Source organism: Microcoleus sp. AR_TQ3_B6 (assembly GCF_036702785.1).
Lineage (GTDB): Bacteria > Cyanobacteriota > Cyanobacteriia > Cyanobacteriales > Microcoleaceae > Microcoleus.
This window is the reverse complement of the sequence record NZ_JAUBVJ010000099.1, coordinates 1-16955: the sequence shown is the minus strand read 5'-3', so window position 1 is coordinate 16955 and position 16955 is coordinate 1. Positions and strand designations below refer to the sequence as shown.

16 protein-coding genes, 1 tRNA gene and 4 pseudogenes are annotated in these 16955 nt (G+C 42.6%); 17 read left to right on the top strand and 4 right to left on the bottom strand.

Going from position 1 to position 16955, the window contains the following annotated elements:
* The first annotated feature begins 77 nt into the window (after positions 1–77).
* From QUB56_RS31200 to QUB56_RS31185, 4 genes are all read left to right on the top strand, one after another.
* Positions 78–446 carry a DUF1818 family protein gene (locus QUB56_RS31200; RefSeq protein ID WP_332960223.1) on the top strand — a complete coding sequence of 123 codons (369 nt, stop codon included), beginning with the start codon at positions 78–80 and terminating at the stop codon, positions 444–446.
* A gap of 37 nt (positions 447–483) precedes the next feature.
* Positions 484–557: transfer RNA gene (locus QUB56_RS31195), tRNA-Pro, on the top strand.
* Positions 558–690: 133 nt separating this feature from the next.
* Entirely contained in the window at positions 691–981 is a 291-nt protein-coding gene (locus tag QUB56_RS31190; RefSeq protein WP_332960222.1) for an Arm DNA-binding domain-containing protein, read from the top strand.
* A complete protein-coding gene (locus QUB56_RS31185) occupies positions 863–1549 on the top strand; it encodes a phage integrase SAM-like domain-containing protein (protein ID WP_332960221.1) in 687 nt (228 codons plus the stop codon). Before QUB56_RS31190 ends, QUB56_RS31185 begins: the two co-directional genes overlap by 119 nt.
* Here QUB56_RS31185 and QUB56_RS31180 read toward each other — a convergent pair.
* Positions 1519–2996: pseudogene (locus tag QUB56_RS31180) on the bottom strand (IS5 family transposase). The gene QUB56_RS31185 and the pseudogene QUB56_RS31180 overlap by 31 nt on opposite strands.
* Before the next feature lie 226 nt (positions 2997–3222).
* Here QUB56_RS31180 and QUB56_RS31175 point away from each other — a divergent pair.
* A pseudogene (locus QUB56_RS31175) lies at positions 3223–4819 on the top strand (transposase).
* A gap of 76 nt (positions 4820–4895) precedes the next feature.
* On the opposite strand, the pseudogene QUB56_RS31170 reads toward QUB56_RS31175, so the two are convergent.
* Positions 4896–5406, bottom strand: a pseudogene (locus QUB56_RS31170) (ISAs1 family transposase); the annotation flags it as partial.
* 140 nt (positions 5407–5546) lie between these two features.
* Here QUB56_RS31170 and QUB56_RS31165 point away from each other — a divergent pair.
* Positions 5547–6435 (top strand): annotated as a pseudogene (locus tag QUB56_RS31165) (IS630 transposase-related protein).
* A 5-nt stretch (positions 6436–6440) separates the two neighbouring features.
* On the opposite strand, the gene QUB56_RS31160 reads toward QUB56_RS31165, so the two are convergent.
* Positions 6441–7070, bottom strand: a complete 630-nt coding sequence (locus QUB56_RS31160; RefSeq protein WP_332960220.1) for a transposase — start codon at positions 7068–7070, stop codon at positions 6441–6443.
* 137 nt (positions 7071–7207) lie between these two features.
* Here QUB56_RS31160 and QUB56_RS31155 point away from each other — a divergent pair, with 137 nt between their 5' ends.
* From QUB56_RS31155 to QUB56_RS31135, 5 genes are all read left to right on the top strand, one after another.
* Positions 7208–7411 carry a hypothetical protein gene (locus QUB56_RS31155; protein WP_332960219.1) on the top strand — a complete coding sequence of 68 codons (204 nt, stop codon included), beginning with the start codon at positions 7208–7210 and terminating at the stop codon, positions 7409–7411.
* A gap of 27 nt (positions 7412–7438) precedes the next feature.
* On the top strand, positions 7439–7570 hold the full coding sequence (gene cas2, locus QUB56_RS31150; protein ID WP_332960218.1) for a CRISPR-associated endonuclease Cas2: 132 nt from the start codon (positions 7439–7441) through the stop codon (positions 7568–7570).
* Positions 7571–7711, top strand: a complete 141-nt coding sequence (locus QUB56_RS31145) for a hypothetical protein (protein WP_332960217.1) — start codon at positions 7571–7573, stop codon at positions 7709–7711.
* 1862 nt (positions 7712–9573) lie between these two features.
* Complete coding sequence (locus tag QUB56_RS31140; RefSeq protein ID WP_332960216.1) at positions 9574–9855, top strand: hypothetical protein; 282 nt, start codon at positions 9574–9576, stop codon at positions 9853–9855.
* 33 nt (positions 9856–9888) lie between these two features.
* Entirely contained in the window at positions 9889–10086 is a 198-nt protein-coding gene (locus QUB56_RS31135) for a hypothetical protein (protein ID WP_332960215.1), read from the top strand.
* Between the two features lie 315 nt (positions 10087–10401).
* Here the strand turns inward: QUB56_RS31135 and QUB56_RS31130 are convergent, their stop codons facing one another.
* Positions 10402–11703 carry a hypothetical protein gene (locus tag QUB56_RS31130; RefSeq protein ID WP_332960214.1) on the bottom strand — a complete coding sequence of 434 codons (1302 nt, stop codon included), beginning with the start codon at positions 11701–11703 and terminating at the stop codon, positions 10402–10404.
* 114 nt (positions 11704–11817) lie between these two features.
* On the opposite strand from QUB56_RS31130, the gene QUB56_RS31125 reads away from it, so the two are divergent.
* The 6 genes from QUB56_RS31125 to QUB56_RS31100 all read left to right on the top strand — a co-directional run.
* Positions 11818–13281 carry a TIGR03985 family CRISPR-associated protein gene (locus QUB56_RS31125; RefSeq protein ID WP_332960213.1) on the top strand — a complete coding sequence of 488 codons (1464 nt, stop codon included), beginning with the start codon at positions 11818–11820 and terminating at the stop codon, positions 13279–13281.
* Positions 13282–13319: 38 nt separating this feature from the next.
* Positions 13320–13895, top strand: coding sequence for an HD domain-containing protein (locus tag QUB56_RS31120; RefSeq protein WP_332960212.1), 576 nt, complete (start codon positions 13320–13322; stop codon positions 13893–13895).
* A gap of 345 nt (positions 13896–14240) precedes the next feature.
* Complete coding sequence (locus QUB56_RS31115; RefSeq protein ID WP_332960211.1) at positions 14241–14975, top strand: restriction endonuclease subunit S; 735 nt, start codon at positions 14241–14243, stop codon at positions 14973–14975.
* A gap of 1 nt (position 14976) precedes the next feature.
* Positions 14977–15159 carry an AAA family ATPase gene (locus QUB56_RS31110; protein WP_332960210.1) on the top strand — a complete coding sequence of 61 codons (183 nt, stop codon included), beginning with the start codon at positions 14977–14979 and terminating at the stop codon, positions 15157–15159.
* Between the two features lie 186 nt (positions 15160–15345).
* Positions 15346–15741, top strand: a complete 396-nt coding sequence (locus QUB56_RS31105) for a DUF4145 domain-containing protein (protein ID WP_332960209.1) — start codon at positions 15346–15348, stop codon at positions 15739–15741.
* A gap of 561 nt (positions 15742–16302) precedes the next feature.
* Positions 16303–16955 (top strand): transposase (locus QUB56_RS31100; protein ID WP_332960208.1); only part of this gene is annotated, 653 nt, incomplete at its 3' end.

Sequence of the window (16955 nt, the reverse complement as noted above, 5' to 3'; positions counted from 1 at the left end):
AAAAACCCCGTTTCTTTCGTATTTATGGGTAAGTCCTACTAATCTAAAATCCAAAATCTAAAATCTAAAATCCCTCAATGGTGGAACGTGTAATTAAAACGGGTGTTGGGTGGCGTTTGGGATGGAACCCGGAGGCCCAGGAGTTTAAGGGTTTGGTGGCTGGCGACGGTTGGGCGATCGAACTCACGGAGGCTGAGTTAAACGATTTTTGCCGATTGTTGGGACAATTGGCGGCCACAATCAGTCAAATGGCTTCTGAGTTAATGGACGAGGAAAAAATCGCCATTGAAGCCGAAAGCGATTTGCTGTGGGTGCAGGTGGAAGGCTATCCCGAAGCTTACAGCGTGCAGTTGATATTGAATGCTGGTCGGAGGTGTGAGGGTTTTTGGCCGGCGGCTGCGGCGCCCGGTTTGGTGCAGGCTGCAAAAGTTTTAAAAGTTTTTTGACTTTTTCGGGAATTCCATGCTAAGATGTTAAAGCTGTCGGGGCGTAGCGCAGCTTGGTAGCGCACTACTTTGGGGTAGTAGGGGTCGTGGGTTCAAATCCCGCCGCTCCGATAGATGGAATCCTTATACACTAAGGATTCCATTATTTTTGGGAGATAAATCGCAGGTTACGCATTCTCAATAAGCGGTGACAAAGAGTGACATACTCAGACAATCACTGCGATCAATCTGCGATTTATCTTCAATGCCAAAAGGCTCAGTAAATATAGAAGTTTTCAAAGACCGGTTACGACTTGCCTGGTCATGGGAGGGGAAACGCTTCTGGCTCTATCTCGCTTTGCCGGATTCGATCGTCAACCGTAAAGCCGCTTCCATCAAAGCGCGCACGATCGAACTTGACATGACCAGTGGGAATTTTGACCCATCTCTGGCAAAATACAAACCCCAGAAACAAGAATCCATCTCTGTTTCTGACCTGTTTCACCAATTTATCGAGTACAAGCGCCGGAAAATCGAGCCCTGCTACTTTCGCTAAATATCTTGGACTTGAGAAACACGTTTCTGCGTTTTTCAAAAACAAAAGCACGATTTCTGTTTCTGAAACTGTTGCTGAGAAATTTAGAGATTGGCTATTATCCGATCGCTCCCTTGAACCGGTGACGGTACGCGAACGGATTGTGATGATGAACGCTTGCTGGGAATGGGCACAGAAAAAGAAGCTGGTTCTGGAAAATCCTTGGGAGGAAGTTAAAGTCTCGGTCGCGCCCAAACAACGCCCAGAACCGTTCACGCTCAAAGAAATAAACGCGATCGTCCAGAAATTCCGCTCAGCTCCCGAACTTAATCACTACGCGGACTATGTGGAATTCAAATTTGGCTGCAGTCTACGTACCGGAGAAGCAGCAGCGCTTCTCTGGCGACATTGTTCACCTGAGTGCGATCGCATCTGGATCGGAGAAAGTTTGAGCAACGGATCTCGCAAATCCACGAAAACTAATAAGGGTTTGCTGAATAATCGCTCGCCAACCAAGAGCAGGATCTCACGATATCTGAAAACTCGATTAAATATAAGTTATTTCGGTATTGACTCCACCCAATTATAATATTTGATTATATTCAACCTAAAAACAGGTGTTCTTTTTCCGAATATACATAAAAACACACAAAAAACCCGGCGCCACCAGCTAGTAAGGTTCAGGACTAAAAAAGTAATTGCAATAACTGTACCAGATGTATTATCAAGTTTTGCCATCACAAGGGTTCAGACCGAATCTTCGTTTGCTTTGCCCAAACTTTCCCTCTATCGCATTTCTAACTCTTTCATCATATGCGGCTTGTTTCTTTTTTTCTTTACTGACGTTTGCTGGCGGTCTTCCTAGGGGCGGTCCACTCAGCCTAATTCCTTTTTCATGACACCATGCTCGGTTTTCCCTTGTACGGTAAATGCGCTCTGCATGAACTGATTCACCGATAGTATCCTGTGAACTTATGATATGCTTCTACTTATGTTTTTAAGTCCCCTGATTCGTTAAAGTTATCCCAGCTAATCCCGTCTAAAAATACATATCCTTTAAAACAACTGGCTGATAGTTTGGCTCCAAATTTTACGCTTTTCCCTGCTTTTCCTCTGACTATGGGACGAATATGGGGTTGACTTAAACTTACTATTCTATCCTCAATACTATGTTGAACGTTGTCAAACAGCCACTGTTGTTGACGAGGGACTTCTGTGAGAACTAGCCTGGTTTTATATTGCTTTTTATTCAGACCTTCTCGGCTCGCACCTGAATCGATTAGCTGTTCAATATAAGCTAGGTTTCTTTTGATGTATTGAAGTTGTTTTTTAATTGCTTGGATTTTTTTGTTTTTGGTCGGTCGTCGTTGTTTGGCTACTGCTAACTAGGCTTTCCTGGCCTTATTACGGTAGGTTCTTGGTTTTGTAGTGGTTTTTTATTTAATTTGTTTATACAGAATATCTATGATTTTTTCTGTATGAACTCTGGGTCTGTTTAATAGTCCTAAGTCGGTCGGATAACTAATGTCGGCTGGGGCAGAGGGAGCATCTACGATCAATTTGCCTCGATTGGATAACTCATTTTTGGCGTCCGAATTATTTTTTTTTTTCGGGTTTGACGCTTAGTGATTTCTCGCATTTTTTTGACCATGCGTTCGTTCACTTGATTAAGTAGGTTGGGAGTAATACGCCCGTCGAAAGTGTACTAAGAGTGATGGGTTAAATGCGAGTTCGTTGCTGTAGCTTTATTGACCGATGAAGTATGGCAGATAGGGGTTTTCACGGCTCTGTTCTACTGTTTCACGATCGCTAATTCCTAATTTTTCTTTAATAATTAATGCCCCCAATGCCATCCTAAAGGATTTAGCAGGGACCCCCTTTTCTGTGGGGAAGCTGGCCGCATATTCGGATTCAAATTCCGACCACGGGATTATTTGGGCCATTTTTACCCAACGGTTATCTCCTGACAACTTTCCACATGAGGGGAGTTCAAAGTCCGAGGGTGAGGGTTGAGCAAGCTCAATTTTTCGGTACACGCTCGCAGATGGTGATGCACGGGTTTTGATCTATTTTACCTGTTTTTTTTGCACCTGACTTTCGATCGCACCAGTTCTTAACCCATGCCACGTCAAGTGCGATCGATATATTCAGCAAGCCCTAGAGCATCGGTTCAGTATGCGGCATTGACAAAACAGACTGGAAATGATATGTGAATGGAGAAGCCTGTTAAATTCTCACAATCAGGAAGAAGGAAGAAACCTTATGCGCCCTCACTTATGGCATCCTCCAATTGAACTCTCAGAAAGAGAATCTTTGATTATCAAACGCATTAAACGAGCCAAGTTATTCACGTTTCTTCGACTGAACCGTTCATTTATATTTAATGATGAGTTTCAAGAAGAACTTGCTACAATTTTTAAAGACAGCACAGTAGGTCAGGGCCCAGTTCCTCCTGCACAACTTGCCTTGGCAATTATTCTGCAAGCCTACTTAGGCATTTCTGATGATGAAGTCATCATCAGAAATGCTCATGGATCAACGTTGGCAGTTAGTTCTTGATTGTCTCAATTGTGAAAGTCCTCCTTTTAGCAAAGCCACTTTGGTGAGATTCAGAAAGGGCTTAATTAAAAAAGAACTAGACCAACGTTTAATTGACCGCCCCGTAGAAATTGCCAAACAAAAAGGTGGATTTGGCTCATCTCAACTTAAAGCGGCCGATAATTCCTCCCCGTTATGGGGAGCCGGGAAAGTCGAAGATACATATAATCTATTGGGTCATGCTTTGCCCAAAGCAGTGAGCATGATAGCTGCTGTGCAGGGGCGGGAGCCAGCAGAAATTGCCCATGAAGCAGGTGCACCCATCCTTAATAGTTCCAGCTTAAAAACGGCATTAGATTTAAACTGGGATAATCCAGTAGAGCGTCAAAATGCACTCTTAATTCTCCTAAGTAGCTTAAATTCAGTGGAAGAATGGATGCAAAGCCAGTCTGATTGTGATGAATTTGAAGTAGTTCAAGAGACTCTGGATGTTGCCCGAGTCATTGAATCCCAAAATGTGACTTTCGACTCACAAGGCGTTCCGAGTTTAAGTAAAGGGGTCGCCAAAAACCGTCGCATTTCTATTGAAGACCCAGATAGACGGCATGGGCGTAAAAGCCGCTCTAAAAAAATAGATGGATATAAACGCCACGTTCTTAAAGATTTAGAGAGTGGTGTAGTTGGCGCGGTGGCGTTGACACGCGCTAATACTCCAGAATCTGCTGCTACAATTGACCTAGAACGTGACTTAAAATTTCAAAATATTCACCTATCTGAGTTACATATCGATCGGGCTTATTTATCTAGTCATTGGGTGACACAACGGGATGATAAATTACAGATATTTTGTAAGGCGTGGCCGGTCAAAAATTCTGGACGGTTTGATAAAAATTCTTTTTTTCTTGACAGGGATACGCATTTAATTAGCTGTCCTAATCAGGTAAGTATCCCATTTGAACCCGGAAAAATTGTTCATTTTCCTCAGAATGAATGTGCAATTTGTCCTCTGAGATCTGGTTGCACGAATAGTAAAAGAGGACGGACTGTATCAATTCATCCTGATGAAGCCTTAATGCAAGAGTTGCGAGCACGTCAATCCACTGCTATTGGTAGAATAGACTTAAGAAAACGTACTACAGTTGAACACTCTCTGGCTCATATTGGGCATTGGCAGGGGAACCATGCTCGCTATATCGGGCAGCGGAAAAATCTTTTCGATATACGGCGAGTCGCTGTCGTCCATAATCTTCATGTCATTGCTCGAATGGATAAGGTTCGGCCAATTACACCAGGCATAGAGTCGAACTCATGCACTGGCTAATTTCATAAAGTCCTTTTTTTGTCAACTCCTAATACTGAACCGACGCCCTAGTTAGTAATGAGTTATTCGTGAGAATTTAGTTAACTGCCACAGCGAGGAGCTTAGTCAAATAGTCATCATCCCACCCAGCTCGAAGTCGCTTATTTCTTGCTCCGGTTTTTGAGGTTTTTTTTCTTATCAAAAGATTGAGCGAGATGTGTCTAATTATAGCAAAGTTTTGCGGAGCATTATCTTTTCTAATCCGACAATCATCTTCACGAAAACCCACATCTAATACCCAATGTAAAAATTTTTCAATCCCCCAATCAATGGCTGCGGGCTGATTCACTAAGTTTTTGAGCATTATTTGGTAAACTACTAATGTAATAACGAGTTTCAATACTTGTTTTTCCATTCACTATTCTCACGGATTATATCAAACCTATACTTTGAAGTTTCTCCCATTGATGGTCGGGTCAATCAGCTCTTTGATTTCACTTAACATTAAATGATGTCGGATTTATGAGCGACCGTGATTGTTCTCTTTATAGGGGAGAATAAGCTGTATGTGTAAATCCTGAAAATCCTTGACTAATTGCTTGTTTAAACGGCTTTCCTGAGTTTATGGTGTAAAATAGATCAACCAATACAGTTAGAGTGATGAGCTTTCATTTAGACTATCTCTTAGACTTATAGTCATTTCAAATAAATGTGAGACAAATGCAAGATGATGTAAAATCAAGAAAAATTGTTAACTCGGAGCCGAAAAAGGGCATACAGTCTAGATTTGAGAAAAAGAGTAGTGGATTATGTGGAAAATGGAGGGGGTATAACCAAAGCCGCCGCCCTGTTTAAAGTAGGAAGAGCAACAATATACAGATGGCTAAGGAGAGAAGACCTCCCTTGCAACCAAGGTAGAACACCGTGAGCGAAAGATAGACTCCGAAGCACTTAGAAAAGATGTAGAAGAAAATCCCGAAGCAAGATTAATAGAAAGAGCAAGGAAATTCGGGGTGAGATCGAGTGCCATCTGCTATGCTTTAAAAAAAATGAAGATTACGAGAAAAAAAAAGAATTTTGTTATAAATAAAGGAATAGAGAATCAAGAATAAAATACTACAAAAGACTGAAAAAAAAGAATTAAAATTCATGGTAGTAAAAGCATTGTATTTATTGAGCGATCAGGATTTGAAGAGTTTCATGCTTGTGTTTATGCCTAGAAAAAAAAAAGTAAAAAAAGTATATGGGGATAGACAAGGAAAACGGGAAAAAGAGAAAACTTAGTAGCAGGAAAAAGAAAAGGAAACAAGGACTTGATTGCACCTAGGGTCTTTACTGTCCGCTTGAATGCAGAAAGTTTTGAAGGGTGGTTAGCTTTATATTTATTGCCATCTTTAACAATACCATCAATATTAATCATGGATCGTGCACCGATTCATCGTAAGACAGCAATTAAACTCCTGGTGGAGGAAGCAGGCCATCAGATACTTTTTTTACCAAAATACTCTCCTGACTTAAATGATATTGAGCATGATTTTAGTGCATTAAAGAGAGCTATAATGTATTCGCATTCGGCCACATCTCTTGATGAGATTATTCGCGCTTATTGTGCAACTTCGTGTCTCATTTTTATTTGAAATAACTATAAGAGTGCATTTTGACGCTCTACTGGGTTATCCCAGTTTAAATCTAAGGCTGTTTTTAAGCTGGAACTATTAAGGATGGGTGCACCTGCTTCATGGGCAATTTCTGCTGGCTCCCTCCCCTGCACAGCACGGGCGGGAGCACTCACCGCCTTACGCAAAGCATGACCCAATAGATTATATGTATCTTCGACTTTCCCGGCTCCCCATAACGGGGATGAATCTAAAGCCACTTTAAGTTGAGATGAGCCAAATCCACCTTTTTGTTTGGCAATTTCTACGGTGCGGTCAATTAAACGTTGATCCAGTTCTTTTTTAATTAAGCCCTTTCTGAATCTCACCAAAGTGGCTTTGCTAAAAGGGGGAGTTTCACAATTGAGACAATCAAGAACTAACTGCCAACGTTGATCCATGAGCATTTCTTCAATTACTTCATCATCAGAAATGCCTAAGTAGGCTTGCAGAATAATTGCCAAGGCAATTTGTGCAGGAGGAATTGGGCCCTGACCCACTGTGCTGTCTTTAAAAATTGTAGCAAGTTCTTCTTGAAACTCATCATTAAATATGAATGAACGGTTCAGTCGAAGAAACGTGAATAACTTGGCTCGTTTAATGCGTTTGATAATCAACGCTTCTCTTTGTGAGAGTTCAATAGGAGGATGCCATAAGGGAGGACGCATAAGATTTCTTCCTTCTTCCTAATTGTTAGAATTGAAAAGGCTTTTCCAGCCATATCATACTAATCCAGTTTTGTCAAATCCTAATAGTGAACCGACGCTCTAGTACGGGAGGGGTGTATTTAAGGAATCCCGGTAGGCGGGTGTTTCTGGAACATTTTGAAAGGCGGATGAAGGAAGATGTTTCTCACCCGGATTTGCAATCTCCGGTTTCCTACCGGGAGGTAATTCAACTGCAAATTCGGCGCTACAAACGCAGTTTGGTACAGGGGTTGCTTACGAGCCTTTTTTGAGAACAGCGTGAAGCTGCAAGTTGCTTTATGGCCGTTGTTGTCTACGACATTCCTGATGATAAAAGGCGGGTGAAGTTATCCAATTTTCTGGATGGTTACGGGTGCAGAATTCAGTTGTCTGTGTTTGAGTGTTTTATTAGTTTGGATGAGATGCGGTAGTTGCATGAGAAAGTCAAGAAGTTGGTGAAACCGACAGAAGATAATGTTCGGTTTTACTCGATTGCGACTGAAGCTGTGTCGATGGTTTTAACTATTGGTAGCGAGAAGCCGGAGGAACCCCCAAAGTATTACGTGCTGTAGGTTTGAGGTACAGCAGCAGTGTAAATCTGTCTCAATCTCCACACCTGGGGATTTGTTGGCGAGGGATAAGTGTCTAGGGTGCGTCGGTGGGGTGATAGATTGTGTTCTCGGTTCGAGCCAAATCTTGAAAGCCCTGTGATATATAGCTTTGATGTGATGCAAGCAGTTCTCAATTCTCGATCGACACACCAGGGCCGATCTCCGAAAACCAGATTTTATGGTTGAAATGTGTCGATGCTTTGTAGGGTATGGGTTTGAGGCTCGTTATTTTAATGTTTTTGGGGTCGCTCTGTGCTACATTTAGCTGGTGCGTCGATTAGACGGCTAAAACCCTTTCGGGATATAGGCTCTGCGGCGAACTCCCTAACGATGGGTTTAAATCGGATTAGTTGGAAACCTCTTGATAAGGGTAGGTACTGCTACTGGTAACTGAGCCCTACCGATGGGTTTAAGTCGGATTAGTTGGAAACGATAGTGGGCTGATTGTTTATTCCATTTCCGGCAAGTGTGGTCCTACCGATGGGTTTAAATCGGATTAGTTGGAAACGCCAGAGATCTCTCGGGAGTTGCTCTGGAACGACCCCCTACCAATGGGTTTAAATCGGATTAGTTGGAAACGGGTTGGGCTCAACGGGACTGCCAGGGTTTCCAACTCCCCTACCGATGGGTTTAAATCGGATTAGTTGGAAACACCGCACTAGCAGCTACTTGATGTTGTCCTATTAGTTCGCCCCTACCGATGGGTTTAAATCGGATTAGTTGGAAACAATACACACTGATAGCTTTTATCTATACAATCAAGCCCTACCGATGGGTTTAAATCGGATTAGTTGCAGCAATAAAAAAACCGCTCTTTGAGGCTGTTTTACTTTGAGATAGCGTAATTATCATTAATACCGATCGCCCAAAATAGACGAACTACCAAATCACGATCGCCTCTGACGGCGCAAGCGATCGCCAACAAAGCCGTAGAACCGATATAGGTAGTGCCAAAACTCCAAGCAAAGCTAATAGTACCGACAAACGCACCGTGTAAAGGAGTAGGCGGTTTTAGAACCAGAGTTGCTTCAGCGGGAGAAGAAGGCCAATTAAATTTAGCTGTAAACAGCTTGAATTTAGTTGCGGTTGCACGTTATCTCCCAGACAGAAAGATTAACAGCCAGGAGAAGTTGCAACCGTTGTCGCTGAATTCGCAGGATAAGAATATATCGGTCGTACTGGGATGAGTGTTTGACAAGCTGTTAACAAGTTGAGAAAACAGAGAATAAATATGGACTGCGGTCTGCCTTTCATCTTATTTTTTGGGAAGAGTGGGAGTGTCAGAAGGTTTGAAAAGCTTGATTGATGCAAAGTTAATCGGACTTAGGAAAGGGAGATTTCCCGGAATGTGAAAAGCAGTTTTACGGAATAAAGTAGAATACAGAGTTGTAGGGTGCGTAAAAATATAAGATGCGCGACAGCAGCACTAGACTTTTCAATTATTTTGTCAAAGCTTTTGCCGGATGGGAAGCGCAGAAACCAGAAAAAATAACAAAAATAGCTTTTTGTGGAATGCGCTTTTTCCACGCCCGGGATCAAATAATGCTAAATCCGGGTTCACTGTTAAAGCCTGCTATTAAAATCTAAAGTTCAAAGAGGTACTCTGTCCGATGAACAAAAACTTTGACCAAGTTGCGCGAATTTTCTTTAACCCAGAGACGTTATTCCCCTTCATCATCGGTGCAATTTTTTTAGCAGTTTTGGGCAATTCGGTCAGTCAGATTCTATCTAACCTTTTTGGTACGTCAATGAAAGCGTCTTTCGGTATTGCGTAGGGCTCTGCGTTGATTTTTGGGTCGATGGTATGGCTGCTTAAAAAGAGATTGGAGAAACAATTACAATCACCTCCACTGAATCTCGACAAACAGTCGCCCGTTCCACACCGGGGATTGATTCTTTTAGTAAGCAGACCGGAACCGTGCAAAGCTGCGATCGAGTTTCATTCTCCGGTGTTAGAACGCTGCTGGTTGATTTGTTCTCAGGCCAGTCTATCCACAGCTAAGGAACTTAAAGAAGAGTTGACACAACTAAGAATTGCCGATCCGATTGTCGTGAATGATGTTTACGATCCGATTGAGTTTTTTCAGAAAGTTAAGGGTATTTAGAGAAATTTGCCTCAAGGTTGGGACGAGGAAGATATGATTGCAGATTTTACGGGAATGACGGTTCTAGGAAGTGTGGGAATGGTGTTAGCTTGTCGGTCGCTGGGAAATCAATTGCAATACACTCCTGCTGACCTGAAGGATGATGGTAAACCGAGTGGACGTTCTTTGAATCCTCTCGAACTTGTTTTTAAACTGCTGTCTAATAATAGAGAAGTGCCACCTAATTCCTAGCAATTTATCAAAATAATGCAACAAACAGTTTGGTTGACTTTTGGTCTTCAATCAAACTGTTTGTGTTGCCAATACCTACTTTGGGTCAGTTCGGATTAGTGGGGAACTAGAGCCAGATAATTGATATCAATCCCGGCTGTCTCGGAATGATTAAACCGCATAGGGAGGGCGCAGAGGGCGTAGTGAGAGAAAATAGAGATAAATAATTTCGATACTAACGGATTTGATATGATACAATAAAAAAATCTCAATAAAAAATAGGGTTGCAATTTTTTCTAACTAATGACTGATGACTAAAGTTAATTGGATGGCTAACTAATCATTAACCAACTTTACCAGTAACTCAGCCAAAGCTTGCACCATTGGGCGACTAGAAGCATCTTTTCCCCTAGCTAAGCCGTGAACGCTACCTGTCAATACGGGAGATTCGCTAGTAATTGTGTCTGCCTTTCCGTGCAAATCACTATAAATAATTGCAATGAAAGGCAGTGGTTTTTCTAGTTCATTTTCGCAAAACTGTTGCCAAGCTGCGACATCTTGCTCAGTCTTTGCCAGGATCACGGCATGGGTAGCTTGCGACACGATCGTTTGATTCTCTTCGCTGGGTTTACCGCCCACATCAAAAAGCAACAAAGAATTATTAATCGCAGCAATATCTCGAACTTTGGCTTGGGCGAATTCTCGGGTGAATCGGGTTTTGTATTCTTTCTTGAGTGAGTCTGCTAACTCAGGATATTTTTGAGCAGTTTCACAGAACCAAGAACCATCGCCATCGGGACAACCTGAAATTACATAAAAATCTTTCGGAGCATTTTTGAGCTTCAAGATAGCTTGTTTTAAAGCATCCCGCAATATAGTTTTTCCCGTATTGGGAGGCCCGCACAAAACCACTTTCACAGCAGGCTGCGGAACGCACTCGATATCTACAGTTTCCCCGACTTGGTAATCCTTAGTATGGCTGACAGTCACGACGTATTTATCAAGTCCTTTATCTCCCTGTTTGGGATCAAACACTGCTACGCCGCCGTAAAGCTGTGCAACTTGATTCGCGATCGCAAAACTTGCTAAAAGAGTAGCCCGTCCCTTAATTTTTAATATTTGTTTGCCCCCAGGCAATTGTCCAGACTCGATTAACTTTGCTAATTGCGCTGTGGCATCCCGTACAATTTGGTCGCCGTCTACTTGCACGCCGTTATTGATTTGGGCAATCAAAACATCATCTTCCCAATAAATCAAAAAAGAGGGGGAAGCATTGGAATTGGCAGGAACTTGCTGCACTTCACCCGTAGCAAAAGCAATGCGGCTGCCCACAGGATACTCCGCAGCGGTGCTGGTGGCGACAATGTAAGCACTTAGTCTGGGATCGGCAATTGCGATCGCCCGGTACAGATGCGCTACATGATAGGCGATCGCATAACTCACCAGTATGGAAATACGCCCATCAATTTTCAGCAAATCCCCACCTCTTAATTCGCCAGCCTCTGCCATCTCCTGCAAGCGCGCTGCCGCATCCCGCACCATTTCATCGCCGTCGGTGGGAATTGGCGTCCCATCTGCTTTTTTGGCAAAGTCTACTTTCAGGGTATCTCCTTCCCAGCCCATTAGATAAGTCTTCATGGTTGTCGTCTACCTGTATTCACTGTTTTACTGTGTCACAGTTGTGGAAAAGGGGGTTTCCATCTTCGATTAATGTAGAGAAGTAACAGGCAAGTTTCTTTTACATACCCCTATATGTCTGACAAAACCTTTGACTTTCGCCCTAGTGTAGATTTGTTACAAGTGCTAGCGCGGGGTTCTTTGAGACAGAATTTGCCGAAAGCAGTGCGACTGTGGGTGATTTTGCGATCGCACTACGGCGGCGAAACAGATCCGTTAAAGCTGCAACTGGGTGAAACCTTCACTTACAGCAACTGGAGTCAAAAATTCTTTACTGAAACCGACCGATATCACAAAGATTACACAATTCCCCCCAATCACGACCCGCAGTGTCCCTGTACTCAAACCATTTCCCACTGGCTGTTCGATTCCGATTTGGGAGTTGACAAAGAAGAATGGCAGCAATCTTTTCTCAAGCTTTACCCAATGCCGCAACAGGATTTAGAACGCCTTTTATCTGCCGGAATTATTCCAGAAACCAAGAAAGGCAGCAATCAGAAATCCCTACCAGAAAATCGCTTGTTTGCTGTTACCAGTAAAAATCTCCAGTATGACTTTAACGCCCTCGTAGAAATGGGTTGGTTGCGAGTGCAAAAAGTATCACAGGGTAACAGCACGCGGTTGAAAACTCTATACAGTCGCGTCAAAGAAATTCCCAACTTCGCCATCTACTCCGAGACTGCTACTTTTGATTTAGAAGGAGTCGGTGTCGGCAATGTGATTTTGAACGACCTCGCCGATTTCTTTGACGACTTCGGGCGCAAAATCAATGGCGAACAGCGATTTTTCTTAGATATTGAATATATAGTTCCCCGCCAATTATCGCAGCAAATAAATGCGATAAGAAAGCAATTAAAAGAAATTTGGCATCAAAATCCAATTTCTCCCATAAAAATTACCTATGTCAGTGCCCGAAACTTTCAACGCTATCAAGACGAAGGAGAAGAATACATTGTGTACCCGGTCTGCATTTATTATTCACACCGCGCTCCTTACTTATTCGCCTTCGGTCAAAATCCCAGGGATGAAGCAAAAATCGATTGGTACGATTATCGCCTAGATAGAATTCAAAGCTTGCAACAGTTAAAGTGGGATGAAGTCAATATTGCAGGTTTCTCTGCGAAAACCTGCCAGTCCAAAACGCCGAAACAAATAGAACACTTGAGAGCGGAGGCTTGGGGATTTGATTTTTACAAGCCACAGGCTATTCTGCTGCTCAGGTTCAATTGCTATTTTCACTCGCACTACATAGAAGGAACGGAAAGGGAAAAAATATTTAAACAAATTACTTACCAGCAAGCACAAAGTCTGATTGAAAATAGCGATTGCAAAGCCGAAGCCAAAAAAGTGATTTTGGCTGCCTTCCAAAGTCGAGCGAAGTCAGACATTTACTGCCGGGTTAATTACCGTGTCGGCGACAACAATACAATCATGCGCTTGAGAGCTTGGGGCCCTAAAGTAGAAGTATTGCTTCCGGGGCATTTGCGAGAAATCATGGCTGAAGATATCGAAAAAACTAGAAGTTTCTACCGCAACTAAGCTGAATGCACATCTATAATCTAAAATCTCAAATAGAAATGACAGAAAAACCAAAACTTTCAACTCGCTTTGAACAAGCTTTAGTCTACGCGACTCAACTCCACGCCAACCAACTCCGAAAAGGAAGCGATATTCCTTACGTAAGTCATCTCTTGAGCGTCGCAGCATTAGTATTGGAAGATCGCGGCGATGAAGATGAAGCAATTGCAGCACTTTTACACGATGCTGTCGAAGATAGTGGCAACGCCGCAATTCGCGAAGAAATTCTAGTACAATTTGGAGAACGGGTCGCCACTATTGTTGACGCCTGTACGGAATCTTCTACAATACCCAAACCGCCTTGGCGCGATCGCAAATTACGATACATTGAGCAAATGCGTCACGCTTCCCCATCTGTGCTGCGGGTGTCGATCGCGGACAAACTCCACAACGCCCGTTCGATTTTAGCCGATCGCGATCGAGAAGGCGATGCAGTCTGGGATAAATTTAAGGGTGGAAAAGCAGGCACTTTGTGGTTTTACCGCAGTTTGCTGGCAATTTACCGACGGGGATGTTCTAACTTCTTGGTGGCAGAAATAGAGCGAATTGTCGATCTATTAGAAAGCTTGAAATAGTTATATTTTGGTGCTTGAAACCGAAAATAGACAAAGTTTCCTGGGTCGGTTCGGATTTATCAGATGTCCGGTTGAATGGGAAGGAAAGACATAGTTTCCAATCCTGCGATACAGTACAATCAAGTTACGCAAACTGGGATTATTCCCGGTATAGCAATCCTAAATGATTATACTCGTTACCAGTCCGAGCCTGGTAACGCATATCCGGAGGAAGAGCCTCCATAGTCTGCGCCGAGGCTCTTCCTCGCTTACATCGGTTAAGAGGCTCTTCCTGGAAGTTAACCAGTTATTGAAACTGATGCGAGGATTGCTATATATGATGTAAGGGGTAAATTAATCTGGAGGTTGTCAGGTAAACTGGAAAAACCCGAAGACCGCGATAGTCTAGCAGAACTGGTTAAAAAGGTAACTCAGTTTGCCATGCTTCTCGGCGGGTTTGGCAAATTTTGGCGTCGTGCTGACCACCGCATTTTTTACCCAAAATATACCAAGCATTTAATTGGCTGCCATTGGGAATGGATGAACGATCGCGACAATGAAGTTCGGACTTTAGATGATGCAGCTTTATTGAGTCAGCAAGTGCAAGAAGCAGCTAAAAAATGGATGGAGAAGAGAGGGTTTGAGGTTAAGCAGGTTCCAGATAGTCGATCGCCCGCAACGGCACCTACACCTGTACCAGTTCAGAACCACTCTAAGAACCCAAAGCTGAATACGCGGTCAGTATACAAACCTCCTGCGGCACAGCAAGCGGAAGCTGAAATAGTAAACCGTGAAGTTGCATTCAATCAACAAATTAACGCACTTGTTCCACAACAGGGAAATGTTCATTTTCTGTTTGCTCAAATTCTTACCGCAAAACGACTTATTCAAGATGCTTCAACAGCATCAATGAAGGGGATGGTTAGTAAATCTCGCTTTGAGGAGATTCGGCTGATATTTCCGCCCCTTAACCTTCAACAAGAATTTGCCGCTCACATGGAAGCCGTAGAAAAACTCAAAGCAGCACACCGCGCCTCACTGTCAGAACTCGATGCCCTTTTTGCTTCCCTTCAACACCGTGCATTCCGAGGAGAATTATGAGATGAACGCCATGCTGACCGAATTTACCCTCGCCAACTTCAAAAGTTACAGCACAAGCCGATCGCCCCTGGGATCGCTAACCGTACTAATCGGAGCCAATGCCGCAGGCAAAAGTAACGCCCTTGAAGGTTTGCGGTTTCTGTCATGGCTAGCACAACGTCAAAAACTTGATATATTGGAGTGAATTGACCAATTCCTTGATAAATGGCAAAAAATCAAGCTCCCGATCAACAAGAAGGAACAAGTTTCGGTAATCTTAGCATCATATAGGAAGTTCCTAAGTCCTGTAATATCTTCTCAATGAGTTAAGTTTTTATCTAGTCACTAGAGAGCGATTTAGAGAACTATCACCAAAAGCCTACATAAATATATGAGCCAGTTTACCTTCCTCCAAGCTGAATTTTCTACCATTTATGAATCCGCCGCCAACAAAGCAGTTGATGCAGTACATCCAGACCCTCGCACCGCCTGCTTTTATGCCCGTCGAGCCTTGGAGTTGACCGTAAATTGGTTATATAAATACGATAATTCTCTAGAACTGCCTTATCAAGACAACCTAAGCAGCTTAATTCACGAACCTACTTTTAAAACCTTAGTAGGTGAAGCAATCTTTAACAAAGCAAGAGTCATTATCAAACTAGGAAATCAGGCCGTACACAGTACCAGACCTATCTCTGTGAATGATGCTATAAATGCTGTACGGGAGCTGTTTCATGTTGCATACTGGTTCTGGGGGGGTGACAACCAGCCCCAAACCCATAGTTAGTAAGGATTGAGCTAACTTATGGTAAAAAAAGATAGGCAGCAGAATTGTTACACGCTTGCCTATCTAAAAAAACAATGATACTAACATTCTACCAGACTCATTTACAAAAATACCTGACACCATCTCAGTTTTTGGTGATGACAATCTTGCTATCCTTGATACAATCAGAAAAACAGGTGAGATTAGAACGGCTATCCCGAGTATTTCCCTATTTAATTACAGCCGAAAGTCGGCGACGGAAATTACAAAGATTTTTAGATTTACCTCACTTAACGATCGAATTAATTTGGTTTCCATTAATTACTTATTGGTTGACCACTTATTGTCGTGTTGGTCAAAGCTTATCGCTCGCAATCGACCGCAGTCAATGGGGATGTATTAATCTCTTCATGGTTAGCTTAATCTGGGAGCGAAGAGCAATTCCATTATACTGGTCATTGCTGCCAAAATTGGGCAGCAGTAACTTCGAGTCACTCTCCTACAAATCTACAGCCTGTTTTACCATTATTTTCAGAATATAAATTTATCGTTTTAGGAGACCGTGAATTTTGTTCTGTCGATTTGGGAAACTGGCTGAGGGAAAAGGGTGTATCTTTTTGTTTAACACTGAAAAATAATCCTTGTATCGAAACAGAACATTTAGTTTGGCAACGGTTAGATGAATTAGGAATACTATCAGGCACCTCTTTATATTTTCAAGGTAAAAGAGTGAGAAAAACTCAGCCTGCTACTGGATTTGATGTTGCTTGTAAGTGGAAAAGAAACTATGGGGAGTGGAAGGTTGATGAAGCGTGGTTTATTCTCACAGATTTAGGGTCATTGCCGGCAGCTATCGATGCTTACAAGCAACGGATGGGCATTGAAGAAATGTTTCGAGATTGTAAAACAGTCGGCTACGATCTTGAAGGAAGTAGCTTAAAAGGAGAGCGACTTATCAACATGATTTTACTCATGACACGATCCTACAGTTCGGGAATATTTCAAGGCACTGAAATGAAGAAAAAGCAGGTGCAAAAATATGTATCTCGCCGCAAAGAACCTAAAAAAAGATATCAAAGACGGAGTACATTTGGTGTTGGTTTAGATGGAGAAAAGTGGGTCAATTATCTAGAACAATATTCTGACGAGGTAGAAGAGTTAATGAAGTTAACTCCTTCTAAACGTCGCTTTTATCAACAAGGTATGCGGGCCGCAACCCTTATACAGTCTATCTC

What these genes read in the sequence shown, in the direction of transcription:
- QUB56_RS31200 (WP_332960223.1), top strand. Translation starts at nt 78, where the DNA reads ATGGTGGAACGTGTAATTAAAACGGGTGTTGGGTGGCGTTTGGGATGG.
- QUB56_RS31190 (WP_332960222.1), top strand. Translation starts at nt 691, where the DNA reads ATGCCAAAAGGCTCAGTAAATATAGAAGTTTTCAAAGACCGGTTACGA.
- cas2 (WP_332960218.1), top strand. Translation starts at nt 7,439, where the DNA reads ATGGCCGTTGTTGTCTACGACATTCCTGATGATAAAAGGCGGGTGAAG.
- QUB56_RS31135 (WP_332960215.1), top strand. Translation starts at nt 9,889, where the DNA reads ATGATTGCAGATTTTACGGGAATGACGGTTCTAGGAAGTGTGGGAATG.
- QUB56_RS31130 (WP_332960214.1), bottom strand. Translation starts at nt 11,703, where the DNA reads ATGAAGACTTATCTAATGGGCTGGGAAGGAGATACCCTGAAAGTAGAC.
- QUB56_RS31125 (WP_332960213.1), top strand. Translation starts at nt 11,818, where the DNA reads ATGTCTGACAAAACCTTTGACTTTCGCCCTAGTGTAGATTTGTTACAA.
- QUB56_RS31120 (WP_332960212.1), top strand. Translation starts at nt 13,320, where the DNA reads ATGACAGAAAAACCAAAACTTTCAACTCGCTTTGAACAAGCTTTAGTC.
- QUB56_RS31110 (WP_332960210.1), top strand. Translation starts at nt 14,977, where the DNA reads ATGAACGCCATGCTGACCGAATTTACCCTCGCCAACTTCAAAAGTTAC.
- QUB56_RS31105 (WP_332960209.1), top strand. Translation starts at nt 15,346, where the DNA reads ATGAGCCAGTTTACCTTCCTCCAAGCTGAATTTTCTACCATTTATGAA.